The organism is Salinispora pacifica DSM 45544, from assembly GCF_000378845.1.
Lineage (GTDB): Bacteria > Actinomycetota > Actinomycetes > Mycobacteriales > Micromonosporaceae > Micromonospora > Micromonospora pacifica.
In genome coordinates this window covers 801,113-825,951 of sequence record NZ_KB905359.1, presented here as the reverse complement: position 1 = coordinate 825,951, position 24,839 = coordinate 801,113, and the positions used below count along the sequence as shown (strand labels likewise).

The following is a 24,839-nucleotide window of genomic DNA, read 5'->3' as shown; positions in this document are numbered from 1 at the left end:
TCCGGGTCACGCTCCTGCCTCGGGGGTGGTGGTCGAGGCCGGTGGCGTCGTCGTAGGGCCGTCGCTCGGATCGGACGGCCCTGGGTCTGGCGATGGGGGATCGGGCGTTTCGGAGGAGGTCGGCGGCTCGGTCGGGCTCGGCGATGGGTCCGCCGATGCCGATGCTGACACCGATGCGGATGCCGACGGGGTTGGTGCCGGTGCCGGCGGCGGCTTACTGGTGGACCCGTTCGGTTGCCGGGGGCGTTGCGGCACCGAACTGGTGGTCGCGACGGACGGCGGGGCTGCCCCGTCGTCACCGGTGGTGGTCGTCGGCGTCGTCGACGGCGCCTCGCCCGGCGGGTCCGCGGCGGCGCCGAGAGCCACCACCGTGGCCAGGCCGGCGACCGCTACCACCGCGGTGGCCACCGCCCCAACCAGCGGTCCGCGTCGGCTTGGGGGATGCGGGTCAACGACCGGATTGTCGGTGAGCGTCTTCGGCTCGGCGGTGCGCAGCGTCGCCGGATCCACCTGAGCCGCCGGTGCGGTCGCCGCGGTGGGGTCCGGCACCGCGGCGCGCGCGGCCGCTGCCATCGCAGACCCACTGCTGAACCGGCTCTCGGGGTGCTTCGCCAGGGCCCGGCGGACCAGCGTGCGCACCGCCTCCGGGATGTCGTGGGGTAGCTCGGGGGGGTCTTCGTCGAGGTGCGCGACGGCGACCTGCAGTGGGTTCTCACCGGTGAATGGCGGGCTGCCGCTGAGGCAGCAGTAGGCCACCGCCCCGAGCGCGTAGATGTCGGTGGCGCCGGAGACCGGTCGCCCGGCGGCCTGCTCCGGTGCCATGTAGAGCGCGGTTCCCGGTACGGCGTTGGTGCTGGTGATGCTCGTCACACCAGTCGAACGGGCGACCCCGAAGTCGACCAGCACAACGGCACCGTCTTCCTGCACCACCAGGTTGCTTGGCTTGATATCCCGGTGCACGACGCCACGGCGGTGCACTGCTTCCAGTGCCTCTGCGGCCTGCTCGACGATTGACATCGTCTCGGCCACGTCGAGCCGACCGGCGGCCTCGATCCGTCGGGACAGCGGCTCGCCGGTAACGAATTCCATAATCAGGTAGTTGGCCTGGTCGCCGTTGGGGAGCTCGTCCGCGCCGCAGTCGAAGACCTGCACCACCCCCGGGTGCCGCAGGGCGGCCATGATCCGCGCCTCGGACCGGAACCGGGTGATGAAATCGGGGTCACAGACGAGCGTTGGCAGCAGCACCTTCACCGCCACGGGGCGGTCCAGGACCAGATCGACGCCCCGCCAGACGTCCCCCATGCCGCCGGTGGCGATCCGTTCGTCCAGGCGGTATCGACCGCTGAGCACGACACCCGATGTCAACACGCCAACACCGTACCTACAGCGGGCGGGGGCGATGCGCCGCGGAGCCCCACCCGCCACGCGGGCGCTCCGGTATTCCGCCCGGATTCACGGAGTTCGTCTGCTAGACAGAGGGAGGCTGGCTCGCGGGCATCCACCTTCGTGGTGATCCGCGTTACGGTGGCACGGGTCGGACGTCGGCGCGGCGAAAGGGGCCGAACCATGGTGACGTCGCCGGAGGTGGACCACGGCACGGTCCTGACCTCCTCGGCCGCGGCTGCGAGCCACCTGTCGCGGATCTGTTTCAAGACCGGCCCGCCCCGATGGCTCGGCGTCGAGCTTGAATGGACCGTGCACGATGCGGTTGACCCCGCCCGTCCGGTCGGGGCCAACCGCCTGCGGGCAGCCCTCGGGCCGCACAGCCCCCGCACCCTGGATACGACGAGCCCCGCCCAGCCGCTGGGGCATGGCGGCTCCGTCACCGTCGAGCCCGGCGGGCAGGTGGAGATCTCCACCGCGACACATACCTCGGTCGTGGCCCTCGTTACCGCCACCGAAGCCGAGATCGCCGAACTCACCGCGCTACTCGAGCGAGCCGGGCTGGTCCTCGGCGCCGGTGGTATCGACGCCCACCGGTCACCCCACCCCGTGTTCGAGACCCCGCGGTACCGAGCGATGCGCCAGGTCTTCGATCGCCGTGGCCCGGCCGGGCGCCGGATGATGTACAGCACCGCCGGCCTCCAGGTCTGCCTCGATGTCGGCGAGGCGGATCAACTCGCCGACCGTTGGGCCACGGCACACGCGATTGGTCCACCCCTGATCGCCGCCTTCGCCACCGCCGGCCGGCATGCCGGGCGAGCGACCGGCTGGGTCTCGGCCCGGATGGCCGCCTGGCTGGCCATCGACCCGGCGCGGACCCGGGCGGTGTGGACTCCCGAGCAGGGCACGGCGGATCCGATCACCAGTTGGACGGCGTACGTCCTCGCTGCCCCGTTGCTCTGCGTGCGGGACGGGCCGGACTGGACGGCTCCGGTCGGCGTCACCTTCGCCGACTGGCTCGCTGGCGCGCTGCCCCGGCCCCCCACAGTCGACGATCTCGACTACCACGTCAGCACGCTCTTTCCGCCGGTGCGTCCCCGCGGTTACCTGGAGCTGCGCTACCTCGACGCCCAACCGGAGGACAGTTGGTCCGTGCCGGTGGCCGTGGTTGCCGCGTTGCTCTCCGAACCGGCCGTCACCCGGGCCGCCCGCGCGCTCGTCGGGGCGCAGGCGCAGCGGTGGATCGCCGCCGCCCGGTACGGCCTACACGACGATGCTCTCGCGGCGACGGCCGCCGACCTCTTTGATCTGGCGCTGACCGCGCTGCCCCGGCTGGGGCTGCCGTCCGCGCTGCACGACGACCTTGACCGAGGCGTACGACGGCGGCGGGAGGCCGCGGGAAGGAGGCGGCGGTGACCGAGACGACCGACCGGCCCGACGGGGTACGACTGCGGGAGCACATCGCGACGGAGCTGGCCCGGACCCGGGCCCGTACCGAGGTGTTGACCGACGCGGTTGACGACGCCGACCTGGTGCGACAGCATTCACCACTGATGTCGCCCCTGGTCTGGGACCTCGCCCACGTCGGCAACCAGGAAGAGCTATGGCTGGTCCGGGACGTTGGTGGCCGGGAGCCGGTCCGCCAGGACATCGATGAGCTCTATGACGCCTTCAAGCAACCTCGCCGGGACCGGCCGGCGCTGCCGTTGCTGCCGCCGCCGCAGGCGCGGGCATACGTGGCGACGGTCCGGGACAAGGTCTTTGACCTCCTCGACGGGGTGACCTTCACCGATCGGCGGCTGGTCGCCGACGGCTTTGCCTTCGGCATGATCGTCCAACACGAGCAGCAGCACGACGAGACCATGCTCGCGACTCACCAGTTGCGCTCCGGTCCAGCTGTCTTCGACGCGCCGCCGCCGCCGGAGCCCCGGGTCCGGGTGGGCGGGGAGGTACTGGTTCCGGCCGGGGAGTTCACCATGGGTACCGACACCGATCCCTGGGCGCTGGACAACGAGCGCCCCGCCCACCGGGTGCACCTGCCGGCGTACGTCATCGACGCGGCGCCGGTCACCAACGGTGCGTACGCGGCCTTCATCGCCGAGGGCGGGTACCGCGACTCACGTTGGTGGAGCGCTGCGGGGTGGGCGCACCGGCAGGAGGCGGGCCTGACGGCACCGTTGCACTGGCACCCGGATGGAGACGGCTGGGCCTACCGCCGCTTCGGCCGGTGGGCACCGGTACGCGACGACGAGCCGGTGGTGCACGTCAGCTGGTACGAGGCGCAGGCCTACGCCACCTGGGCGGGAAAGCGGTTGCCGACCGAGGCGGAGTGGGAGAAGGCAGCCCGCTGGGACCCGGCGACCGGTCGGTCCCGCCGCTACCCGTGGGGCGACGGGGACCCGACGACCAGCCACGCCAACCTCGGCCAGCAGCACCTCTGGCCGGCACCGGTCGGGGCCTACCCGGCGGGTGCGTCGCCGCTCGGTGTCCACCAGCTGATCGGCGACGTGTGGGAGTGGACCTCGACGACCTTCCGCGGCCATCCCGGCTTCACGGCTTTTCCGTACCGGGAGTACTCCGAGGTCTTCTTCGGCGACGACTACCGGGTGTTGCGTGGCGGATCGTTCGGTACCGACCGAGCGGCCTGCCGGGGCACCTTCCGTAACTGGGACTACCCCATTCGGCGGCAGATCTTCAGTGGCTTCCGCTGCGCCCGGGACGTCGCCTCCGAAGAGGCACCCGAGTGAGGGCCTGCTGATGTGCCGTCACCTGGTCTATCTCGGGCCGCCGGTCACCCTGCGGGAGTTGCTCTTCGATCCGCCGGCGTCGCTGGTCCAGCAGTCTTGGGCGCCGAAGGACATGCGTCGCGGCGGGTGTATCAATGCTGACGGCTTCGGTGTCGGTTGGTACTCCGCCGACGGCGACCCGGTCCGCTACCGGCGGGCCCAGCCGATCTGGACCGACCCGACGATCGCCCAGCTGGCCGGCGTCACCCGTGCGGGCGCGATCCTCGCGGCGGTCCGGTCCGCGACCGTCGGCATGCCGGTGCTCGAGACGGCCGCCGCGCCGTTTCTGGAGGGGCGGTGGCTGTTCAGCCACAACGGGGCGGTGCGCGGCTGGCCGGATAGCATGGCCCCGCTCGCTGCTGCGTTGCCGGTACGTGACCTGCTCACCCTCGACGCGCCCACCGATGCTGCGCTGCTCTGGGCGCTGGTCCGGCACCGGCTGCGCGCCGGGGTCGAGCCGGCCCGTGCCGTGGCGGAGACGGTTGTGGCGGTGGCCCGGGCGGCCCCCGAGTCCCGGCTCAACCTGCTGCTGACCGATGGGCACACGGCGGTGGCGAGTGTCGCCGGGCACAGCCTGTCGATCCGTCGGACGCCGAACTCGGTGCTGCTGGCGTCCGAGCCGCACGATGACGATCCCGACTGGCAGGCGGTGCCAGAGGGGCAACTGGTGGTGGCGACCGCCGCCGGGGTGCGGACCAGTGCCCTGCTGGCGGAGTGACCGTCAGGCGATCTTGATACCGCCGGAGACGTCGATGAGGAAGGGACAGACATGACCGCAGAGCCGCTGGAGATCCACCTCGAAGAGCAGGACGTGGGACGTAACCTGCGGCAGGAGGTCCGCGCCGGGTTGACTGCCGAGGAGAAGTGGTTGTCCCCGAAGTGGTTCTACGACGCTCGGGGCAGTCAGCTCTTCGAGGAGATCACCCGGCTGGCGGAGTACTACCAGACCGGGGCCGAACGGGCCGTGTTGCTGGATCGGGCTGCTGAGATCGCGACGGTGAGTGGTGCCAAGACGCTGATCGAGTTGGGCTCCGGTTCCTCGGAGAAGACCCGGCTGTTGCTGGACGCGTTCACCCGACACGGCGACCTGGGCACCTTTGTGCCGCTGGACGTGTCGGTGAGCGCGCTGCGTGAGTCCACCGCCCGGATCGCTGTGGACTATCCGGGCCTGCGCGTACGAGGAATCGTTGGCGACTTCACCCGGCATCTTGATCGGCTGCCGGCGGGCGGGCGGCGGCTCGTGGTGTTTCTCGGCGGGACGATCGGCAACCTGCTGCCGGCCGAGCGCGCCGAGTTCCTGGCGGCGATGCGCGCCGCGTTGGAGCCGGGGGACTGGCTGCTGGTCGGCACCGACCTGGTGAAGGATCCGGCGATCATTGTTCCCGCATACGACGACGCGGCGGGGGTGACCGCCGAGTTCAACCGCAACGTGCTGCGGGTGATCAACCGGGAGCTGGACGCCGATTTCGACCCAGCGGCCTTCGACCACGTCGCGCTCTGGAATCCTGAGCGGGAGTGGATCGAGATGCGGCTGCGGGCCCGGCACCCGATGCGGGTGCAGGTGCTCGACACCGAGGTGACGTTCGCCGCCGGGGAGGAGCTTCGGACCGAGGTCTCGGCGAAGTTCCGACCCGAGGGGATCGCGGCGGAGCTGCGCGAGGCTGGCTTCGCCACCAGTGAGTTCTGGACGGATCCGGCCGGCCTGTTCGGCGTCACGCTCGCTCGCGCCGAGTAGGCGGACGCCGCCGGCCCAGCCTCGACTCACCGGCCCGGCCGGTCCGCCGTTATCAGCGTCGTCGGTGGTCGGCTAGGGTGGTCGACGCGAAGGGGAGTAGCCCCCAACGTCGTGGTCGACACACTGGTGTTTCGGCACCCGGCCACACGGCCCCGCTCGGCGGGGCGGGCGAGACCTTCGACCCAGGTTGGTAGCCGGGTCGAGGTCGCTCCATGCCTCTTTCCGGCCGGATCGGAAGGATGTCATGGCGGGTTTCCTCGTCGCGCTGGGAGTGAGCTTCGGCGTCATCTTCGTCGCCGAGTTGGGGGACAAGTCCCAGCTGATGGCGCTGACTTTTGCCACCCGGTTTCGACCGTTGCCGGTGTTGATCGGCATCACCGTGGCCACGGCCGTCGTGCACCTGGCCTCGGTGGCGATCGGCTACGGGCTCGGTGCGGCGTTGCCGACCGGCTGGATCGCGCTCCTCGCCGGCGTGGCGTTTCTCGGGTTCGGCGTCTGGACGCTTCGCGGCGACCGCCTCACCGAGCAGGAGCGCCGTAAGGCGAGCCGGTCGGGCCGGCCGGCGGTGGTGGTCGGCGTCGCGTTCCTCCTCGCCGAGTTGGGGGACAAGACCATGCTGGCGACCATCACCCTGGCGACCCAGTACGGCTGGTTCGGTACCTGGGTCGGATCCACGCTTGGCATGGTGGCCGCGGACGCCTTGGCGATCATGGTGGGACGGGTACTCGGCCGCAGGTTGCCCGAGCGGACCGTGCGCTTCGGTGCGGCGCTGCTCTTCGCCGGATGCGGCCTCTGGCTGATCCTGGACGCGGTCGGGCAGCTCGGCTGACCTTCCGGCGGTACGTCACCCGCCGGTAGCGGGCGAACCGAATTCGGTCGGTTCGCCCGCTACCGTGATGGCGGTGGAGCCGGCGGATACCCGGTGGCGTCCGCCAGCGAACGGTCGGCCTGGTCAGTTGTCGCGGTGCTGGAAGACGTCGGGCACGCCGTCGCGGTCGGTGTCCACCCGCTCCTTCACGGCGATGCGTCGATAGGCCTTGTTGCGGCGGGTCAGCACGATGGAGGCGAGCAGCGCAGCGATCAGGGATCCGCTGAGTACGGCAGCCTTGACGTTGTCATCGGCGGCACCGCTGTCGAAGGCGAGTTCACCGATCAGCAGCGACACGGTGAAACCGATGCCGGCCAGCAGGGAGACCCCGAGCAGGTCGGTCCAGGTGATGTCGCGGTCCAGCTCGGCGCGGGTGAACCGGGCGAGCAGGAACGTCGAGCCGAAGATGCCGAGTACCTTGCCGAGCACCAGGCCAGCGACGATGCCGACGACGATCGGGTCGGTGATCACGGCGCCGAGGTCGGCGCCGCGTAGGGACACTCCGGCGGCGAAGAAGGCGAAGACGGGGACGGCCAAGCCGGCGGAGATCGGCCGCCAGCGGTGCTCGAGGTGCTCGGCGAGCCCGTGTTTGTCCCCCTCCCGGCCGCGCAGGACCGGCACCGTGAAGCCGAGCAGAACGCCGGCCACCGTGGCGTGCACGCCCGACTCGTGCACCAGGGTCCAGGCCACCAGGGCCAGCGGGATCAGCGCCCACCACCAGGTCTTGCGGCGCTGCACGAGCAGGCCGAAGAGGGCGATCGGCAGCAGCGCGAGCAGCAGCGGCGTGAGATTGAAGTCGCCGGTGTAGAAGATTGCGATGACCGTGATCGCGAGCAGGTCGTCCACCACGGCGAGGGTGAGCAGGAAGGCGCGGAGCCCCTGCGGCAGGTGGGATCCGATGACCGCCAGCACGGCGAGCGCGAAGGCGATGTCGGTGGCGGTCGGGATGGCCCAGCCGCGCAGGTTCTCGCCACCGGCGGAGAGGTTGATACCGACGTAGATCAGGGCTGGAACGATCATGCCGCCGACGGCGGCGACGACCGGCAGGGCGGCACGTCGGGGGTCGCGCAGGTCGCCGGCGACGAACTCGCGTTTGAGTTCGAGCCCGACCACGAAGAAGAAGATCGCCAGCAGGCCGTCGGCCGCCCAGGTGGCGAGGTCCAGGTCCAGGTGTAGGTCGGACCCGCCCGGCCAGGGCACCCATGATGCCAGGGTGGCGTAGGAGTCGCCCCAGGGCGAGTTCGCCCAGAGCAGCGCGATCACCGCGCCGAGCAGTAGCAGGCCGCCGCCGAAGGTCTCGGTCCGCAGCACGTCAGCCAGGAAGCGGGCCTCCGGCCAGGAGGTACGCGAGAAGAGGCGGCGGGCGCGGCCCGGGGGCGGGGTGCGGTCGGTCATACGCGCGGTCCATCCAAGCGGTGTCAGAGCAGCAGGCGGTGTCAGAGCAGCAGGAAACGTTCGCCGACCAGGCTTCCCGGCACACCGCTCACCACCCTATCCAGGCGAGTGACGGGACGGCGAGCGGAGACGACGTGACCTTGCCCCCGTCACACCGTTTCTCCCGGGAGCGGAAGGGCGTCGGGTTTATCGATCGAATGGCGAAACTTCGGATATTTGATGTGTGAGGCGTTGTAGTAGTTTCACGGTATAAGTTGAGCGTAGGAGCTTTTATGAGTTTCTTTGGGGCTTTCGGCTCGGTGCGCCGAAGTACCTGATGGACCGCTGCCGCCCGCACCGGGTACCGCGGCGCGCCCACCTGCGTCGCCGGGCGGTCGATGAGCACCAGAGCGAGCCGTTCGGGTCGCAGCGCAGGACGGATTCGTACATGGACAGCGGTCGGCGGGGCAACGCGGCCACCCTGCTGAGAACGGGGGAGCAACGATGAGGATCGGCATCCTGGCGTATCACTTTCCACCGGAACCGGCTTTCATCCCGGGCAGCCTCGCGGAGGAGTTGGCCCGCCGTGGGCACGAAGTCCGGGTACTGACCGGATTTCCCGACTATCCGGGCGGGCACACCTACCCGGGCTGGCGTCAGCGTTGGCGCCACGAGACCCGTAGCGAGCGGCTGACCGTACGGCGGGTGCCCCGCTACGTGGGCCGGAGCGGCCAGGTACGTGGCCGGTGGTCCGGCCCGCTCTCCTTCGCGGGCAGCGTGTCGCTGGTCGGCCGGCGGTTTTTCGCCGGTGTCGACGCCCTCTACGTGCACCAGCCACCGGCCACCGCCTTCGCCGCCGCCCGCCTGCTGCGCGCGCTTCGACGGGTGCCGGCGGTCGTGCATGTCCAGGACGTGTGGGCTGGCTCGGAGCCGGCGGCCGCCGAGCCCGATCGGTGGACCGCTCGGCTCGCCAGGGCGATGGCCGCCACCTACCGCCGCGCCGACCGGGTCGCGGTCGCGGCCCCCTCGCTGCGGGACCTCGTCGTGACCGAGGGGGCCGACCCGGGGCGGGTCGAGGTGGTGCTCAACTGGACCGACGAACGGATCTTCCAGCCGGCTACACCGAGTCCGGCCGCCGGTCAACTGATCCGTCGTGACGACCGCTGCGTGGTCATGCACGCCGGCACCATCGGCGCCCGACAGGGGCTGGAGACAGCGGTACGGGCGGCGGCGGCCCTCGACCAGCGGATGGATCTGGTGCTGGTCGGGTCGGGTGAGCGGGAGCGGCGGGTGCGGGACCTCGCCGCCGAGCTGAGCGCCGACAACGTGCGGTTCGTCGACCGGCGCTCGCCGTTGGAGATGCCGGAGCTGTACGCCGCCGCCGACTACCAGTTGGTCATGCTTCGGGACCGGCCCGAACTGCGCAGCACCCTGCCGGGCAAGTTGCCGACGGCCCTGTCCTGCGGGGCACCGGTGATCGCCTCGGCCGGTGGCGATACCGCTGAGGTGGTGGAGAGCGCCCGGGCCGGACTGTCGTGCGCACCGGAGGAGTGGGATGCCCTCGCCGACCGGTTCTGGTTGGCCACCACCATCCCGCCGGCTGCCCGTGCCGAGATGGGGCGGCGGGGTCGGGAGGCGTACCTGCAGCAGATGTCGATGCCCGCCGGAGTGGAACGGATCGAAAGCCTGCTGGACGAGGCTGTCAGCGCGCGCCGACGGTGAGGATGACGCGCGCCACCAGCGGTGCGGCTGAGGGGGCTGGCGAGCCGGGTGGGGTGTGGCGGCGGCGCCAGGCCGCCAGGAGTGGCGCCGGTCGGGGCGGGTAGTCGCCGCCCATGCCGACAATCGAGGACAAGAAGCGCCTGGTCCGCCGACTCGCCGGGGGCGGGCGCGGCTTTGCTGAACAGTACGGCTTCCGAACCACCAACAACCCGGCGAGCCTCTTCCAGCTGCTCTGCCTCGCCGTGTTGTTGTCCCGCCGCGGCGATGCCCGGCGAGCTATCGCGGCGGCCCGCGCCCTGCAGGTCCATGGCTGGGACAGTGCCGCCCGGCTGGCCCGCTCCACGCCCGCAGAGCGGGTCGGGCTGCTGCGCGACTGCGGCCTGCGCGCGGGATCCGAGCAGACCGCCGACACGCTCGGAGAACTGGCGCAGGCGGTCGTTGACCGGTACCGGGGCGACCTGCGCCGGTTGCGCGTGGTCGCCGCCCGCGACGCCGACCGGGAACGTGCCCTGCTCACCGAGCTGCCCGGGGTGGACGACACGGCGGTTGTCCTGTTTCTCCGCGAGGTGCAGGCACTCTGGGCTGAGGTGCCGCCGGTCGCCGACCGGCGGGCGCTGGCCGCGGCCCGCCGGCTGGGCCTCGGGCGTTCCGCCGACGACCTGGCCGGACTGGCGGGTAGCGGCCGGTCCGAGCGGCTGGCCTGGCTGGTGGGCGCGCTCGCCCGGGTTGACCTGGAGCAGCGATACCCGGAGGTGACCGGTCAGGCCATACCAGCACCGTGACGGGGCAGCCCCTGGCGGCTGCCGACAGCCGGCGGTTTCCGCACCGCGCGGGTGGGTATCCGGTCGGCTGGACCGAAGGGACAGCATGGACTATCACACCTTTGTTGACCAGGTCGGGCAGCGTACGGACACCCCTACCGCACAGGCGGTGGAGCTGACCCGTGCGGTCCTGGAGACGCTCGCCGAGCGGCTGACCGGCGGGGAGGTGCTGGACCTGGCCGTACAGCTGCCGGCGCAACTGCAGGTGGTGCTGAAGCCGGGGCCCGAGAACGAGGCAGCGCAACCGCTCGCGGCGGCGGAGTTTGTCACCCGGGTGGCAGCCCGCGCCCACGTTGACGAAGCGACCGCGCACGGGGCCGTTCGAGCGGTCTTCAGCACGCTGCGGGCGGCGATCAGCGGTGGTGAGTTCGACGACGTCGCGGTGCAGCTGCCCCGCGACTACCGGGAACTGGTGGAGCCGGCGCTGGCGCCGGGTTCGGCGCTGCGCCGGCCTTGATCCGCCGTGCTGCCTCCCCGCACCCTCGGTCGGTTAGGCGACGGCGCCCGCAGCCTGCAGGTCGGCGATGCGGTCAGCCCCGAAGCCCGCCTCGGCCAGTAGTTCGGCCGTGTGTTCCCCGGGGTGCGGCGGTGGGCGGTGCAGGGCTGTCGGGGTACCGGAGAAGCGTGGTGCGGGCGCCGGTTGGGTGACCCCGTGGTGGTGCACGAACGTGTCCCGCGCCGTCAGGTGCGGGTGCGCTGGTGCCTCCGCCCAATCCAGAACCGGGGCCACGCAGGCGTCCGACCCGGCGAATAGCGCCGCCCACTCGTCCCGGGTCCGGGTTCGGAACAGGCGTGCCCACGCCTCCCGCAGCGCCGGCCAGTTCGCCGGGTCGGTGCGGTCCAGCGCGGTGTCGCTGGGCAGCGGAAAGCCGGTGCGTTGGACCAGTTCGTCGTAGAACCGGGGCTCCAGCGCGCCCACCGCCAGGTGCTTCCCGTCGGCACACTCGTAGCTGTCGTAGAACGGTGCGCCCCCGTCGAGCAGGTTCACCCCGCGCGGGTCCTGCCACCTGCCGAGGCGGCGTAGGGCGTGGATCTGGGTGCTGAGCACCGAGACGCCGTCCACGATGGCGGCGTCCACCACCTGGCCGGCGGCGCCGCCACGCACGGCGTACAGGGCGCTGATCAGGCCGAGGGCGAGTAGCATCCCACCGCCACCGAAGTCGCCGAGCAGGTTCAGCGGCGGTACCGGACGCTCGCCGGCCCGCCCGATCCCGTGTAGCGCCCCGGTCAGGGCCAGGTAGGTGATGTCGTGCCCGGCTTCCGGTGCGGCCGGACCGTGCTGCCCCCAGCCGGTCATCCGCCCGTACACGAGGTGTGGGTTGACCGCGTGGCAGTCCGCCGGGCCGAGGCCGAGTCGCTCGGTCACCCCGGGCCGGAAGCCCTCGATCAGTACATCCGCGCCAGCGGTCAGCGCGAGCACCACATCGCGGCCGGGAGGTGACTTCAGGTCCACGCCGATTGATCGCCGTCCCCGGTTCAGCAGGTCGGGGTGGGGGGCGCCGAAAGCGGTCGGGTCCACGTCAGCCGCCCGGTCCACCCGGATCACCTCGGCGCCGAGATCGGCCAGCATCATTGCGGCGAATGGCCCCGGCCCGATCCCGGCCAGCTCGATTACCCGCACCCCGGCGAGGGGGCCGGCCGGTACGTTGTCGGTCATCGGGCCACGATAAGCGCCGATGGGCCCGGGTGGTAAGGGGGCTGGGTACGCTGGTCGGAGCGGAGGTGTCGTTGCCGGGGTGCCGCGTGGCGGCCTGGACCCGGACTGCCCTACCCTTGGTCGCGACGAGGGGAGTACTTCCCGCGAGCCATTCCGGTCAGTACGGCGGGCCCGGAGCCCGCCTCGGATGGTTGCCCGCGAAAGTGGGTGAAGGAGACCTCGAGCATGGCATCGTGTTCGAGGAGGCCCCATGACCGATTTGTACCTTTCTGTCGAGCTGCAGTCGGTCGGTACACCGACGCTGTGGGTCGTCACCATCGCCGGTATCGTCGTGCTGCTGGTGCTCGACTTCCTGGTCACCCGGCGGCCGCACGAGGTATCGCTCCGGGAGGCGCTGGCCTGGTCGGCGTTCTACCTCGCGCTGCCGCTGGCGTTCGGCGCCTGGCTCTGGTCCCGCTACGGCTCGCAGCAGGGCGTCGAATACCTGACCGGCTACCTGGTGGAGAAGTCCCTCTCGGTAGACAACCTCTTCGTCTTCATGCTTCTGCTGGCCGCTTTCGCGGTACCCCCGGTGCTCGCCCAGCGGGTCCTGCTGTTCGGGATCACCGGTGCCCTGGTGCTGCGCGCGGTGTTCATCGCACTCGGCGCGGCAGCTCTGCAGACGCTCGACTTCGCCTTCCTACTCTTCGCCCTCATCCTGCTCGCCACCGCGGCGAAGCTGCTGCGCGACGCGATCTCCGGCCAGGAGCAGGAGGTCGACATCAACGGGATGCGCTCGGTACGGCTCCTGCGTAGGTTCATGCCGGTCACCCAGAACTATCAGGGTACGAGGATGGTCGTACGCCTGGCTGGCCGGCGAACCCTCACCCCGCTGGCCCTGGTGGTGGTCGCGGTGCTCGCCACCGATGTGGTCTTCGCCGTCGACTCGGTGCCCGCCGTGTACGGCATCACCGAAGATCCGTACCTGGTCTTCGCCACCAACGCGTTCGCGCTGCTCGGGCTGCGGGCGCTCTACTTCGTCCTGCATGCCGCGCTCAGCCGGCTGGTTCACCTCAACTACGGACTCGCGGTCATCCTCGCGTTCATCGGAGTGAAGCTGGGCCTGCACTGGGCGCACGGGGTTTGGCCGGGGGTGCCGGAAATTCCGACCCTGGCATCACTCGCAGTGATTCTCCTTGTCCTCGTGGCGGTCACTCTCACCAGCCTGTACGCGACTCGTACCAGCAGGTCGGGTGCGAGCACCGTGGGCCGGGGCCACACCTGACCGAGGGGAATTCACCACCGGTGCGCGGTGCCCGGAGTGTCGCCGGGCACCCCGGGAGGTTTGTCCGGCCTTGCCCGGGGAACGGCGATGGAATGACGAAGCCTCGGGTGGTGATTGTTGGGGCCGGTTTCGCCGGGTACCACGCGGCAAAGACACTCAGCCGGTTGGCCAGGGACCAGGCCGAGATCGTGCTGCTGAACGCGACCGACTATTTCCTGTACCTGCCGCTGCTACCCGAGGTCGCCGCCGGTGTCGTCGAGCCGACCCGGATCTCGGTGCCGCTGGCGGGGACGCTCGACGGCGTCCGCCTCGTGGTCGGCGAAGCCGACCACGTTGACCTCCGGAACCGTTGGGTCGGTTTCACGCAGCCGGAGGGGGAGCGGAACCGTCTCGCCTACGACCGGCTGGTGCTGGCCGTCGGTAGCGTCAACAAACTGCTGCCGATCCCCGGGGTCACCGAGTACGCGCACGGCTTTCGCGGCCTGCCGGAGGCGCTCTATGTCCACGACCACGTGGTTCGACAGGTTGAGCTCGCGGAACAAGCCACCGACCCGGCCGAACAACGGGCGCGGGCCACCTTCGTGGTGGTGGGAGCCGGCTACACCGGCACCGAGGTGGCCGCTCACGGGCAGTTGTTCACCGACCGGCTCGTCGGGCAACGGTCTCGGCTGAAGCTTCGGCCCCGGTGGATGCTGCTCGACGTGGCGCCGCGGGTGCTACCCGAGCTGGACCGGCGGATGTCCGACACCGCCCATCGGGTCCTGGCCGAGCGCGGAGTGGATGTGCGGATGGGAACCTCGGTTGCGGTCGCGACCGCCGACGGGGTCAAGCTCACCGACGGGGAGTTCATCCACACCTGTTCCCTCATCTGGTGTGTCGGGGTCCGCCCCGATCCGTTCGTCGAGCAGCTCGGCCTCCGGACCGAGAAAGGTCGTCTGGTGACCGATGAGTACCTCAACGTGCCGGGCTTCCCGGAGGTGTACGCCTGCGGCGATGCCGCGGCCGTGCCCGACCTGGCCCAGCCCGGGCAGGTCTGCGCGATGACCGCCCAGCATGCCCAGCGGCAGGGCAAGCTGGTCGCCCGCAACATCGCCGCCTCGTACGGGCAGGGCACCCGCAAGCCGTACCGGCACCATGACCTGGGCTGGGTGGTTGACCTGGGGGGTCGGGATGCGGCGGCGAACCCGTTGAAGGTGCCGCTGGCCGGGCTGCCCGCCAAGGTGGTGACCCGGGGATACCACCTGCTGAACCTGCCCGGCAATCGCGCCCGGGTGGGCGCCGACTGGCTGCTGGACGCGACCCTGCCCCGTCCGGCGGTCCAGTTGAGCCTGGTGCCGGCTCACTCGGTTCCGTTGGAGAGCAGCTCTCCAGAGGTGCCCGCCCAGCTGGGGTAGGTAGGCGGGAAGGGGCCCGCCATCACCGGGTTGTGCGACCAGGTGTGGAGGTGGCCCCTTCCCGCCACCGGGCGCCGGGCTAGCCCGCCATCCCGGCCCCCACCTCGTCGATCGCGTCGTCCACCGCGTGGGCCAGGTCAACGTCCGGTCCGGTCACCTCGGAAGCCCCCCGGGGCCGGGAGGTCGCCACCGTCAACACGGCGGTGGTGCGGTCCGGTTGACCGATCGAAGGTCCGCGTCCGGTCTGCCGTCGGAGCTGGTCGAGTCGGTCCAGCACGCGGCCGAGGTTCTCGGTGGGCAGCTCGACTGTCCGGGACAGCCCGTGCCGGTCCCCGGACCAGTACGGGAGGCGGACCAGTTCCTCGCGTAGCTGGCCCTCGTCGAGCGGCGGGGTTGCGGCCGCCGCTCCGATCACGCCGCCGCCCGGCTCGGGCGGGGTGAGTAGGTCCGTCAGCTCCTCCGGGACGTGCAGCGACTCGACCAGGTCCGCGTCCCGGTCGGCCAGCGCGGTCAGGGTGGCCGCCGCCTGGTAGCGGGCCTGCTCCGGGGTGCGGCCGCTGAGCCGGCCCACCTCGGCTAGGAAGCCGGGTAGGTCGGGGCGGTCCTCGATTCCGTCCACCGGGATGATGTCGTGTAGCCGGCTCGGCACGGCCGCGAGCAGCCGGCCGCGTTCGGCCGCACCCAGGGTGCGGGCCAGGGTCAGCACCGTCGCCGTCGCGCCCACCTTCGCGGTGGAGAAGTCGACCCCGGACCGCCGGCCAACATCGGTCACCAGATCCTGGTAGCTGATCGTGGTGGCACTGGTGGGAGCACCGTCCGGGATGGGCCGTGAACTCTCCGGGATGCCGACCGGAGGCGGGGCGGGACCACCGTTGGTGCTGGACGGTTTGTGGCGTCCCGCCGGAGCGGGTCCGTTGCGCCGCCGTTGGTCAAGGCTGGTCAACTGTTTGGTGGCGCCCAGGCTGGCCCCGGTCCCGCTGGGCCGCTGTCCCTGGCTCCGGGCCTGACGGGCGAGCGCCCGGCGGCGTTGGTTGTCGCCCTCCATCTGCTTGCGCATGTGACCTCCTCCACTGCGGTTCCTGCTGTCATCAATGCCTTCCCACCGCCGGCAAGCAGGAAACAGGCCCGGCCAGGGCCGCGGAGGGCGAGGAGATCCTCATCCGGCCGGGGTGATGGTTGCTCACCCGGTTGAGCCGGACGATCGCAGTGGACCGGTGGACTTCCGAGGTATGCGGAAGGGAAGGTCGTGATGAAGCGGATCGTCGAGATCATCCCCGCCCGACCCGGCTGGTACGCACGTTGGCGTCTGGCACCCGGTGGCACCCGTTGCTACCCGGTCAGCCTGTGGGTCCTGCTTGAGGAGAGCGACGGCACGGGCCGGGAGGTGATCGGGGTGGACTGCGTCGGGCAGTGGCCCGGTGCGGACGACAACGAGGCCGGCGGGGAGTTTATCCGTTACCTCTTCCAGACTCCGGATTCGGGCGCGCCGGGGGACGCCGAACCAGCGACGGTGGTGCCGGGGCGGGTAACTGGCCGCGACCTGCGGGCGGTGTAGTGAGCGGAGATATCGACGATGGAGCAGAGGGGCGCCGCACTCCCGCCGCGTCCGGCCGGACCGATCGGTAGCGGTGGCCTGAGGTGTCGAAACCCGCCGGCCGTTCGAATGTTGAATATTTTTCCCGAATGTCCTCGGCGATGGCCCTCGGACACCGAGGATCGACGGTGGGGATAGACGTACCAGCTGTCTGGGGGCGACAGGATGAGGTTCTCCGTCGTAGACGTCGGTTACGACCAGCGGCAGGTCGATTCCTGCCTGGATGAGCTCGGGGTTCGGTTGAGCCGGTTGGCGGCACGCGCAGAGGGCGCCGCGCGGGCCGGGCGGGAGTGGGACGAGATCCGCGAGGAGGCGGCGGGTCTCTGTGGGGTGCTCCAGCGGCTCGACCTTGGCGATCTGGCTCGGCGACCCGTTGACTCACCCGACCGGGAGGCGGCTGAGCGGGAGGTGACCGACCTGCTGCTACGGGCGCGACTGGAATTCGACGCCGCCCGGGAGGAGGCTCGACGGGTACGCGAGCAGGCCTATACCGAGGCGGTACAGGCCCGCCGGGAGCTTGAGGCGGCGCTACACGCTCGACGGTGCCGGGCGGTCCGGGTTGATGAGATCCTCGGTGGCCCGACGGAGGCGGTGCCGACCGACACGCCAACCGCCGCCTCCGCCGTGGCGCCGAGCCGAGTAGTCCACTGAGGACGATCTGCCCGTGGGGATCCGCCCGTGGGGATCCGCCCGTGGGGATCCGCCCGTGGGGATCCGCCCGTGGGGGACGATTCGCCCGTTGGGGATGATTCGCCTGCTGAGGACGATTTGGCCGCTGGGCGGGACAGTATTCCGTCACACCAGCGCGCGGACGATTGTGGTCGCCCGGGATTCGTGCTGGGCGTACGCGTCGGGGAAGGCCGATACCTGGACAGACTGGGCCGCCCAGGCGACGCTCATCTCCTGCCAGCCGGGTACCTGCAGGAGCGCTTGGTAGAACGCCTTGGCCGCGTAGGTCGGCGTCATCAGCTCGGCGACGCTGCCCCAGCCGGTGCTTGCGCGCTGCTGGAACAGGCCGACCGAATCGTGGTCCCAGCCAACCGCCTCGTGCGGGTAGTTCTGGGACTCCGGCACGCTGGCGTTGGCGTAGTTGAGCAGGGTGCTCTCCTGCATCGCGGTCGCGATGGCGACGATCAAACCGCGATGCGGGATGTTCATCTCGGCCCCTACATCGACAATTGTTTTGGCATTGTCCATCTGGATCTGGGTCAGCCCGGCGACCGGTTGGGGCGGTGTTGGCTCGCTGGAGGCGGGCTCCTGCTCAGTCGCCGTTGGGCTGGCGGTTTCGGTCGGGCTGGCGGTTTCGGTCGGGCTGGGGCTGGTCGAGGCGGGTGTGGCGTCGTCTCGGAGGAGGGAGCGCCCGGCGCGCTCCGCCGCGTTGCCCCGTTCTGTTGCCGCCTCGGCGACCGGGGCTTGCTCCGGCTGCTCGGGAGTCTGCCGCGTCCCGACGTAGGCGGCTGCGCCGAGGCAGCAGGTGAGGCCGGCGGCGAGCGCGACCCGGGTCGGGGTTGACTCCAGCAGCGTGCGTAGCCCGCGACTGGAGGTGCGGACGGGCCGGGTAGTCCGTTCGGTGGAGGTTTCATCGGTCGACTGGGTGGCCGATGACTGCTGGGTTGTCTTCTCGGTGTAGGCATCGTCGGGGTGCATCCGCCGAGGCTAGAAAGCAGATCGCTCACTGCCATCGGTCCGATTAGTGGGGTGCGTCACTAATTGCAACAAAGTTCGGATGGGGCGGATGAGGTCCGAGGGAAGCCTTACAAACCTCTGCTATCGCTAATATCGGAAATGGGTGCTCAGGAAGCGTGAAGGGTGCAAGTTTCTGATCTTGCTGGGTGAGTGGATCTATGGATGAACCCCTCCTCCGAACGGCTGGCGGCAGCTCCGGCGTTCGGTTGTGCAGGGTCGGTCGGAGTGCTGACCCGACAGTTCCGGTTCGACGTGGGCTGGGTCAGTGCCGGCCGTTGTCGGTCAGCGCCACCGTCAGGTGATGTCGGCTCGCGTCCTCGGTGGAGAAGGGCCAGAGTCGGTCAGCGTGCTCTACCAGGTCAGCCAGCTGTTGGCGGGTCAGTCCGGCCGACGAGATGGAGGCGTTCACGTCGGCCCGGTACCGGCCGTCGTCGTCGCGGCCGAGCTTCGCCTCGGCCCGCACCTGGACCGTGTGTGCCTCGTCGGTGATCTCGCCGGCCGCTTCCACCGCAGCATGGTGCAGGCAGGAGGCGAAGGCGGCAGCGAGCAACTGCGACGGGCTCAGCCCGGTGCAGTGCGGAGCCAGTGGGGATGCCAGGGCGGTGGAGAGCCCACCATCCTCGGTACGGACGTGCCCGCCCTCCGCCGTCGCGGTGGCTGTCTCGTTCAGCCAGGAGCTGTGCTGGGACATCGTGTTCCTCCCGTCACTCACCCCGGGCTACCCGGCGTCCGGCCGGCGAAACCGTGTTCCGAACCCGGAGGAGCAGCTCCGGCCAGCGGGTCGGCTGGGCTCGTCGTTTCGTTTCGGCCCCTGCCGGGAGCGTCCGAGTAGCCTGCACAGCGGGGGCACAGGAAGCGCACAACCGCCCTACAGCGGGAGCATCCAGGATGAGGGCCATGATGACCAACGAGCAGGTGGGACCAGCCCGGGTTGACCTCCGCCGCCCTGACGGCCAGCCCGTGCGGGTCCTGGTCGTTGACGACGAATCCGCCCTGGCTGACCTGCTGTCGATGGCGCTGCGCTACGAGGGCTGGCAGGTGCGGACGGCCGGCAACGGGATGGCGGCGTTGAGCACGGCCCGCCAGTTCCAGCCAGACGCGGTGGTGCTCGACGTGATGCTGCCCGACCTGGACGGCTTCGCGGTGCTGCGTCGCCTGCGCGAGGTGGCTCCGACGGTGCCGGTGCTCTTCCTGACCGCACGGGACGCGGTCGAGGACCGGATCGCCGGGTTGACCGTCGGCGGTGATGACTATGTGACCAAGCCGTTCAGTCTGGAAGAGGTGATCGCCCGCCTGCGGGCGCTGCTGCGCCGTTCCGGCTTCGCGATCGCCGCCCGACAGGAGGCGGTGCTCACCGTCGGTGACCTCTCCCTTGACGAGGACAGCCACGAGGTGAGTCGGGGTGGGCAGTTGATCAATCTGACCGCCACCGAGTTCGAGCTGCTGCGCTACCTCATGCGTAACCCGCGTCGGGTGCTCAGCAAGGCGCAGATCCTGGACCGGGTCTGGAACTACGACTTCGGGGGTCAGGCCAACGTGGTGGAGCTGTACATCTCGTACCTCCGTAAGAAGATCGACGTCGGCCGTGCACCGATGATCCACACCCTGCGCGGGGCAGGCTATGTGCTCAAGCCCGCCGACTGAACGGGTGGGTTGGCGGCGGTGGGTGGCCGGTCGGTCGCTGCGGACCCGGCTGGTGGTCATCCTGGTCTGCCTGCTGGCCGCGGTCAGCGTCGGCATCGGTGGGATCACCACCGTCGCGTTACGGGACTTCCTGACCGACCGAATCGACCGGCAACTCCAGGCCGATGCCGGACCACAGGGCTTTCCCCCTCCCGAGCGGCGGCGCGAGTGGCAGGACCTGAAGATCCCGGTCGGAATGGGAGTGGGGTCGGTCATCGCGGACCTGCAGGATGGCCGGGTCGCCGAGGCCCGCATCCAGACCGAGGTCCGGGAGAACGGTGGAAAGAGCATCGCGTCCGAGACGGTGGCGGCGTTGGGTGGCCTGGTGCCGGGCGCCGAGCCGCGCACGGTGGATCTGGATCAGGGAGAGTACCGGGCCATAGCCAAGCAATGGCCGGACGGCCGGGTGACCGCGTTCGCCCTCCCCCTCGCCGAGGTGCAGGAGACGGTGATGTGGATGGTCGTCGCGCAGGCTGGTATCGCTGGCACCGGGCTCATCGTGGCCGGCACCACCGGCGCGCTGATGGTCCGGCGCACCCTCCGCCCACTGCGGCGGGTCGCCGCCACGGCCGCCGAGGTCAGCGAATTGCCGTTGGACCGGGGTGCGGTGACGCTGCCGGTGCGGGTGCCGGGGGCCGACACCGACACCCGCACCGAGGTGGGCCAGGTCGGCGCCGCGCTCAACCGGATGCTCGGGCACGTCGCCGCCGCGCTCGCCGCGCGGCAGGCCAGCGAGACACGGGTACGTCAGTTCGTCGCCGACGCGAGTCACGAACTGCGCACCCCGTTGGCGGCCATCCGGGGGTACGCGGAGGTGGCCCGGCGAGGCCGGGACCAGGTGCCGCCCGACGTGGCGCACGCCCTGCGTCGCGTCGAGTCCGAGAGCACCCGGATGACCGGTCTGGTGGAGGATCTGTTGCTGCTTGCCCGGCTCGACTCGGGCCGCCCGCTCGCCGTCGCGTCGGTGGACCTCTCCGTGCTGGTCGTGGACGCGGTCAGTGACGCGCATGTCGCCGGGGCCGAGCACCGCTGGCAACTGGACCTGCCGGAGCAGCAGATCGCCGTGCCCGGTGACGCGGCCCGGCTGCACCAGGCGTTGGCCAACCTGCTGGCCAATGCCCGGGTGCACACCCCCGCTGGCACCACGGTCACCACCAGCCTCGCGGTCGAGCCGGACGCCGCGGTGCTTCGGGTCGCCGACGACGGCCCGGGTATCCCGGAGGAGCTTCAACCGGAGGTCTTCGAGCGCTTCGCGCGTGGGGACAGCTCGCGGTCACGGTCGCAGGGCAGCACCGGGCTGGGGCTCGCGATCGTCGCCGCGGTGGTCGACGCCCACCACGGAACCGTCTCGGTGCGCAGCCGACCCGGTCGCACCGTGTTCACCGTGCGACTGCCGAATTCCACAGCGGAGACATAGCGGACCCATGGGGGCCGTGCAGTCCGGCCGGCCAGGCTTCCCGCCATGGACAGAATCGAGACGACCTACGGGTCCCGTGCCGCTCCGTCGGCGGGCTTCGCCCGGACCCCGCTGGTAGCACCGGAGGCGGCGCCGACCTCCACGCCACGTCGGTCGGCCCACTGGGCCCGCCTCTGCCTCGGCGGGCTACTGCTCAGCACCGCCGGGCTCTACCTGTGGGGGCTTGACGTCTCCGGCTGGGCCAACGCCTACTACGCGGCGGCGGCACAGGCCGGCGCGCAGAACTGGACCGCCTTCTTCTACGGCTCGTTCGATGCCGCCAACTCCATCACCGTTGACAAGACGCCCGCCGCGCTGTGGCTGATGGCGCTCTCGGTGCGGCTGTTCGGCCTGAACAGCTGGGCGGTGCTGCTGCCGCAGGCGCTGTGCGGGGTGGCCGCGGTCGCGGTGCTCTACGCCGCGGTACGGCGTTGGCACGGCCCGGCAGCAGGGTTGATCGCTGGTGCGGTCCTCGCTGTCACGCCGGTGGCCACGCTGATGTTCCGGTTCAACAACCCGGACGCGCTGCTGGTGCTGCTGCTGGTCGCCGCCGCCTACGCCACCGTACGGGCGGTCGAGACGGCCGCCACCCGATGGCTCGTACTCGCCGGCGTGCTGGTCGGGTTCGGCTTCCTCACGAAGATGCTGCAGGCGTTCTTGGTGGTACCGGTGCTCGCCGGTGTCTACCTGCTGGCAGCGCCGACCGGGCTCGGCCGGCGGATCCGCCAGACCCTGTGGGCCGGCCTCGCGGTCCTGCTGTCCGCGGGTTGGTGGGTGGCCATTGTCGAGCTGGTCCCTGCCAGCGCTCGCCCGTATGTCGGTGGCTCGCAGACCAACAGTGTCCTCGAGCTGACCCTTGGCTACAACGGCCTCGGCCGCATCACCGGCCGCGAGGAGGGCAGCGTGGGGCGGCCCGGCGGAGGGGACTTCGGTGCCGGGACCGGCCTGTTGCGCATGTTCGATAACCAGGTTGGCGGGCAGATCGCCTGGCTGTTGCCCGCCGCGTTGATCCTGCTCGCGACCGGTCTACTGGTGGTCGGGCGGGCTCCGCGGACCGACCGGACCCGCGCCGGGCTGCTGCTCTGGGGCGGCTGGTTGCTGGTCACCGGGGCGATCTTCAGCTTCATGTCCGGGATTTTCCACGAGTACTACACCGTGGCCCTGGCACCGGCGGTCGGCGCCCTGGTCGGGATCGGGGTCACGCTCCTGTGGCGGGTCCGCTCCGCTCCGCTCGGCGCGGTCTGGCATCGGCAGCCCCACGCCGCCATCGCCATCTTGGCCGGGGCACTGGCCGTCACCGCGGGGTGGTCCTGGCTGCTGCTGGCCCGTAGCCCCGACTGGTATCCGTGGTTACGTACCACTGTCTTGGTGGGTGGCCTCGTGGCGGCGGCGCTGTTGGTGCTCTCTCCTCGGCTGCCCCGATCAGTTGTGGTGGCGGGGCTTGCGCTGGGCGCCGCGGCGGCCCTCGCCGGGCCGGTGGCCTACTCGATACACGCCGCCGCGACGGCGCACAACGGTGGGGTTCCCACCGCGGGACCGGAGCTGACTCGTGCGGTCGGCGCCCGGTCTGACGGCGCAGGGCGTGGCCCCGGCGCCGCCGGTGCCGGCCAACCTCCCGGTGGGGGCCAGCCACCTGGGGCCGGGCAGCTGCCGCAGGGGCCGGATCGGCAACCCGGCATGGCGCTCGACAACCGCCAACCGGGTCAGCCTGGTGGGTCTGACGGGCCGAACGGGTCCGGTGGGCCCGGAGGGCCACACCAGCTCGGCCAGCCGGGCGGTGACGGCGGGCTACTGGGTGCCCGCGTTCCCAGTGCGCAACTACGCGAGCTCCTTGAACTCGACAGCGACAGCTACACCTGGGTCGCGGCCACGGTCGGTGCGAACAACGCTGCCGGCTACCAGCTGGCCACCGGCGATCCGGTGCTGCCCGTGGGTGGCTTCAACGGCACCGATCCCGCCCCGACCGTCGCCGAATTCCAGCAGTACGTCACTGCTGGAGAGATCCATTGGTTCATCGGCGGGGGTGGCTTCCGGGGCGCCAACGGCGGCAGCTCCGCCTCCTCCGAGATCGCCGCCTGGGTGGCGGAGACGTTCGAGGCGCGAACCGTGGACGGAATCACGATCTACGACCTGAGCAGCGAGGTAGCGGAAGCATGATCGATACAACCGAGGTCCGGGCCACCGAGTGGATCCGGCCGGTCGCCACCGCGCCCATCCTGGACGTGGTGATTCCCGTCTACAACGAGGAGGCCGACCTTGGGCCGTGTGTGCGGCGGCTGCACGCACACCTACGCGCGAATGTCCCGTATCCGTTCCGGATCACGATCGCGGACAACGCCAGCGTCGACGGCACGTTGGACGTAGCCCGGTCACTCGCCGTCGACCTCGCCGGCGTCGAGGTGCTACATCTGGACGCCAAGGGGCGTGGGCGGGCACTTCGGGCCGCCTGGTCGGCCTCACCCGCGCCGGTGCTCGTGTACATGGATGTCGACCTGTCTACTGATCTGGCGGCGCTGTTGCCACTGGTGGCGCCGCTCATCTCCGGCCACTCGGACCTGGCTATCGGCACCCGGCTTGCCCGTACCTCACGAGTGGTTCGGGGTGCGAAGCGGGAGGTGATCTCGCGGGGCTACAACCTGTTGCTGCGGGGAATCCTCGCCGTTCGATTCTCCGATGCCCAGTGTGGCTTCAAGGCGATCCGGGCTGACGTGGCGGCCCAACTGCTGCCGTTGGTGCGAGACACCGAGTGGTTCTTCGACACCGAGTTGCTGGTGCTGGCCCAGCGGGCTGGCCTCCGCATCCACGAGGTTCCGGTGGACTGGGTGGATGATCCGGACAGTCGGGTGGATGTGTTGGCAACCGCGCTGGCCGACCTGCGTGGTATTGGCCGGCTGGGCCGGGCCCTGGTCACCGGCGCGCTGCCGTTGCGGCACCTGCGTGACCAGTTCGGACGGGCCCCGCTCGCACCGCCGCCAGCTCGAGTGCCGGTGGGGCTGCCGCGACAGCTGGGCCGGTTCGCCCTGGTCGGGGTGGCCAGCACGGTGGCCTACCTGCTGCTGTACGTCGCCACCCGTGGCGTCCTCGGTGCCCAGCCGGCAAACCTGCTGTCGCTGCTGGTCACCGCGGTAGCCAACACAGCGGCGAATCGGCGGCTGACCTTCGGGATCACCGGTCGGTGGCGCGCCGGTCGGCACCACCTGCAGGGCCTGGTGGTCTTCGGGCTCGGCCTGGCGCTGACCAGTGGTTCGCTCGCGTTGCTACACGCCGTGGTCGCGGCTCCGACCCGGACGGTGGAGTTGGCGGTGCTGGTCGCTGCGAACCTGGCCGCCACGGTGTTGCGGTTCGTGCTGCTTCGCTATTCCATGCATCACCGGCGGGTCGCTGACGGACGGGGCTGATTCGCCACCAAATCAGAA

21 protein-coding genes and 2 pseudogenes are annotated in these 24,839 nt (G+C 70.7%); 17 read left to right on the top strand and 6 right to left on the bottom strand.

What is annotated here, in order from left to right; genetic code table 11:
- Nucleotides 1–6: 6 nt before the first annotated feature.
- Complete coding sequence (locus tag SALPAC3_RS0103795; protein WP_018811364.1) at nt 7–1,350, bottom strand: serine/threonine-protein kinase; 1,344 nt, start codon at nt 1,348–1,350, stop codon at nt 7–9.
- Nucleotides 1,351–1,566: 216 nt separating this feature from the next.
- On the opposite strand from SALPAC3_RS0103795, the gene SALPAC3_RS0103790 reads away from it, so the two are divergent.
- From SALPAC3_RS0103790 to SALPAC3_RS0103770, 5 genes are all read left to right on the top strand, one after another.
- Entirely contained in the window at nt 1,567–2,799 is a 1,233-nt protein-coding gene (locus tag SALPAC3_RS0103790; protein WP_018219942.1) for a glutamate-cysteine ligase family protein, read from the top strand.
- Complete coding sequence (egtB, locus tag SALPAC3_RS0103785) at nt 2,796–4,130, top strand: ergothioneine biosynthesis protein EgtB (RefSeq protein ID WP_018219941.1); 1,335 nt, start codon at nt 2,796–2,798, stop codon at nt 4,128–4,130. The genes SALPAC3_RS0103790 and egtB overlap by 4 nt, the downstream gene beginning before the upstream one ends.
- 10 nt (nt 4,131–4,140) lie before the next feature.
- Nucleotides 4,141–4,887: an ergothioneine biosynthesis protein EgtC gene (egtC, locus tag SALPAC3_RS0103780; RefSeq protein ID WP_018219940.1), complete on the top strand. Its 747-nt coding sequence runs from the start codon at nt 4,141–4,143 to the stop codon at nt 4,885–4,887.
- Nucleotides 4,888–4,938: 51 nt separating this feature from the next.
- Nucleotides 4,939–5,904, top strand: coding sequence for an L-histidine N(alpha)-methyltransferase (gene egtD, locus SALPAC3_RS0103775; RefSeq protein ID WP_018219939.1), 966 nt, complete (start codon nt 4,939–4,941; stop codon nt 5,902–5,904).
- A 244-nt stretch (nt 5,905–6,148) separates the two neighbouring features.
- Entirely contained in the window at nt 6,149–6,733 is a 585-nt protein-coding gene (locus SALPAC3_RS0103770) for a TMEM165/GDT1 family protein (protein WP_018219938.1), read from the top strand.
- Between the two features lie 123 nt (nt 6,734–6,856).
- Here SALPAC3_RS0103770 and nhaA read toward each other — a convergent pair whose 3' ends face one another.
- A complete protein-coding gene (nhaA, locus tag SALPAC3_RS0103765) occupies nt 6,857–8,167 on the bottom strand; it encodes a Na+/H+ antiporter NhaA (RefSeq protein WP_018219937.1) in 1,311 nt (436 codons plus the stop codon).
- 483 nt (nt 8,168–8,650) lie between these two features.
- Between nhaA and SALPAC3_RS0103755 the strand changes: the two genes are divergently transcribed.
- The 3 genes from SALPAC3_RS0103755 to SALPAC3_RS0103745 all read left to right on the top strand — a co-directional run bounded on the left by SALPAC3_RS0103755 (nt 8,651) and on the right by SALPAC3_RS0103745 (nt 11,146).
- Complete coding sequence (locus tag SALPAC3_RS0103755; RefSeq protein WP_018219935.1) at nt 8,651–9,868, top strand: glycosyltransferase family 4 protein; 1,218 nt, start codon at nt 8,651–8,653, stop codon at nt 9,866–9,868.
- 113 nt (nt 9,869–9,981) lie between these two features.
- A complete protein-coding gene (locus tag SALPAC3_RS0103750) occupies nt 9,982–10,650 on the top strand; it encodes a hypothetical protein (RefSeq protein WP_018219934.1) in 669 nt (222 codons plus the stop codon).
- A gap of 85 nt (nt 10,651–10,735) precedes the next feature.
- Nucleotides 10,736–11,146, top strand: coding sequence for a DUF2267 domain-containing protein (locus SALPAC3_RS0103745; RefSeq protein ID WP_018219933.1), 411 nt, complete (start codon nt 10,736–10,738; stop codon nt 11,144–11,146).
- Nucleotides 11,147–11,179: 33 nt separating this feature from the next.
- On the opposite strand, the gene SALPAC3_RS0103740 is transcribed toward SALPAC3_RS0103745, so the two are convergent.
- Complete coding sequence (locus SALPAC3_RS0103740) at nt 11,180–12,346, bottom strand: CaiB/BaiF CoA transferase family protein (protein ID WP_018219932.1); 1,167 nt, start codon at nt 12,344–12,346, stop codon at nt 11,180–11,182.
- Nucleotides 12,347–12,596: 250 nt separating this feature from the next.
- Between SALPAC3_RS0103740 and SALPAC3_RS0103735 the strand changes: the two genes are divergently transcribed.
- Nucleotides 12,597–13,610: a TerC/Alx family metal homeostasis membrane protein gene (locus SALPAC3_RS0103735; RefSeq protein WP_018219931.1), complete on the top strand. Its 1,014-nt coding sequence runs from the start codon at nt 12,597–12,599 to the stop codon at nt 13,608–13,610.
- A 92-nt stretch (nt 13,611–13,702) separates the two neighbouring features.
- Nucleotides 13,703–15,004, top strand: a complete 1,302-nt coding sequence (locus SALPAC3_RS0103730; protein ID WP_026185206.1) for an NAD(P)/FAD-dependent oxidoreductase — start codon at nt 13,703–13,705, stop codon at nt 15,002–15,004.
- A 79-nt stretch (nt 15,005–15,083) separates the two neighbouring features.
- On the opposite strand, the gene SALPAC3_RS0103725 is transcribed toward SALPAC3_RS0103730, so the two are convergent.
- Complete coding sequence (locus SALPAC3_RS0103725) at nt 15,084–16,061, bottom strand: DUF2267 domain-containing protein (protein ID WP_018219929.1); 978 nt, start codon at nt 16,059–16,061, stop codon at nt 15,084–15,086.
- A 192-nt stretch (nt 16,062–16,253) separates the two neighbouring features.
- Between SALPAC3_RS0103725 and SALPAC3_RS0103720 the strand changes: the two genes are divergently transcribed.
- Entirely contained in the window at nt 16,254–16,559 is a 306-nt protein-coding gene (locus SALPAC3_RS0103720; protein WP_018219928.1) for a hypothetical protein, read from the top strand.
- Between the two features lie 204 nt (nt 16,560–16,763).
- Nucleotides 16,764–17,249, top strand: coding sequence for a hypothetical protein (locus tag SALPAC3_RS0103715; protein WP_018219927.1), 486 nt, complete (start codon nt 16,764–16,766; stop codon nt 17,247–17,249).
- A gap of 144 nt (nt 17,250–17,393) precedes the next feature.
- Here the strand turns inward: SALPAC3_RS0103715 and SALPAC3_RS0103710 are convergent, their stop codons facing one another.
- Nucleotides 17,394–18,245, bottom strand: a complete 852-nt coding sequence (locus SALPAC3_RS0103710) for a hypothetical protein (RefSeq protein WP_018219926.1) — start codon at nt 18,243–18,245, stop codon at nt 17,394–17,396.
- Nucleotides 18,246–18,546: 301 nt separating this feature from the next.
- The gene (locus SALPAC3_RS0103705) at nt 18,547–18,975 is read right to left on the bottom strand and encodes an OsmC family protein (protein ID WP_018219925.1); all 429 of its coding nucleotides are present in this window, start codon (nt 18,973–18,975) and stop codon (nt 18,547–18,549) included.
- 206 nt (nt 18,976–19,181) lie between these two features.
- Between SALPAC3_RS0103705 and SALPAC3_RS0103700 the strand changes: the two genes are divergently transcribed.
- The 5 genes and pseudogenes from SALPAC3_RS0103700 (at nt 19,182) to SALPAC3_RS0103685 (ending at nt 24,821) form a co-directional block, all read left to right on the top strand.
- Nucleotides 19,182–19,928, top strand: coding sequence for a response regulator transcription factor (locus SALPAC3_RS0103700; protein ID WP_018219924.1), 747 nt, complete (start codon nt 19,182–19,184; stop codon nt 19,926–19,928).
- A 22-nt stretch (nt 19,929–19,950) separates the two neighbouring features.
- Nucleotides 19,951–21,384, top strand: a complete 1,434-nt coding sequence (locus tag SALPAC3_RS0103695; protein WP_026185205.1) for a sensor histidine kinase — start codon at nt 19,951–19,953, stop codon at nt 21,382–21,384.
- Nucleotides 21,385–21,429: 45 nt separating this feature from the next.
- Nucleotides 21,430–22,167 (top strand): annotated as a pseudogene (locus SALPAC3_RS29340) (glycosyltransferase family 39 protein); the annotation flags it as partial.
- A gap of 1,089 nt (nt 22,168–23,256) precedes the next feature.
- Nucleotides 23,257–23,580: pseudogene (locus SALPAC3_RS29485) on the top strand (mannosyltransferase YkcB-related protein); the annotation flags it as partial.
- Nucleotides 23,577–24,821, top strand: coding sequence for a bifunctional glycosyltransferase family 2/GtrA family protein (locus SALPAC3_RS0103685; protein ID WP_018219921.1), 1,245 nt, complete (start codon nt 23,577–23,579; stop codon nt 24,819–24,821). The pseudogene SALPAC3_RS29485 and the gene SALPAC3_RS0103685, both read left to right, overlap by 4 nt.
- Nucleotides 24,822–24,839: the final 18 nt, after the last annotated feature.

Coding starts and splice junctions, on each gene's coding strand:
- SALPAC3_RS0103730 (WP_026185206.1), top strand. CDS start 13,703: ATGACGAAGCCTCGGGTGGTGATTGTTGGGGCCGGTTTCGCCGGGTAC.
- SALPAC3_RS0103685 (WP_018219921.1), top strand. CDS start 23,577: ATGATCGATACAACCGAGGTCCGGGCCACCGAGTGGATCCGGCCGGTC.
- SALPAC3_RS0103770 (WP_018219938.1), top strand. CDS start 6,149: ATGGCGGGTTTCCTCGTCGCGCTGGGAGTGAGCTTCGGCGTCATCTTC.
- SALPAC3_RS0103790 (WP_018219942.1), top strand. CDS start 1,567: ATGGTGACGTCGCCGGAGGTGGACCACGGCACGGTCCTGACCTCCTCG.
- SALPAC3_RS0103710 (WP_018219926.1), bottom strand. CDS start 18,245: ATGCACCCCGACGATGCCTACACCGAGAAGACAACCCAGCAGTCATCG.
- SALPAC3_RS0103745 (WP_018219933.1), top strand. CDS start 10,736: ATGGACTATCACACCTTTGTTGACCAGGTCGGGCAGCGTACGGACACC.
- SALPAC3_RS0103755 (WP_018219935.1), top strand. CDS start 8,651: ATGAGGATCGGCATCCTGGCGTATCACTTTCCACCGGAACCGGCTTTC.
- SALPAC3_RS0103705 (WP_018219925.1), bottom strand. CDS start 18,975: ATGTCCCAGCACAGCTCCTGGCTGAACGAGACAGCCACCGCGACGGCG.
- SALPAC3_RS0103735 (WP_018219931.1), top strand. CDS start 12,597: ATGACCGATTTGTACCTTTCTGTCGAGCTGCAGTCGGTCGGTACACCG.
- SALPAC3_RS0103700 (WP_018219924.1), top strand. CDS start 19,182: ATGATGACCAACGAGCAGGTGGGACCAGCCCGGGTTGACCTCCGCCGC.
- SALPAC3_RS0103720 (WP_018219928.1), top strand. CDS start 16,254: ATGAAGCGGATCGTCGAGATCATCCCCGCCCGACCCGGCTGGTACGCA.
- SALPAC3_RS0103715 (WP_018219927.1), top strand. CDS start 16,764: ATGAGGTTCTCCGTCGTAGACGTCGGTTACGACCAGCGGCAGGTCGAT.
- egtC (WP_018219940.1), top strand. CDS start 4,141: ATGTGCCGTCACCTGGTCTATCTCGGGCCGCCGGTCACCCTGCGGGAG.
- SALPAC3_RS0103725 (WP_018219929.1), bottom strand. CDS start 16,061: ATGCGCAAGCAGATGGAGGGCGACAACCAACGCCGCCGGGCGCTCGCC.
- SALPAC3_RS0103740 (WP_018219932.1), bottom strand. CDS start 12,346: ATGACCGACAACGTACCGGCCGGCCCCCTCGCCGGGGTGCGGGTAATC.
- nhaA (WP_018219937.1), bottom strand. CDS start 8,167: ATGACCGACCGCACCCCGCCCCCGGGCCGCGCCCGCCGCCTCTTCTCG.
- egtD (WP_018219939.1), top strand. CDS start 4,939: ATGACCGCAGAGCCGCTGGAGATCCACCTCGAAGAGCAGGACGTGGGA.
- SALPAC3_RS0103750 (WP_018219934.1), top strand. CDS start 9,982: ATGCCGACAATCGAGGACAAGAAGCGCCTGGTCCGCCGACTCGCCGGG.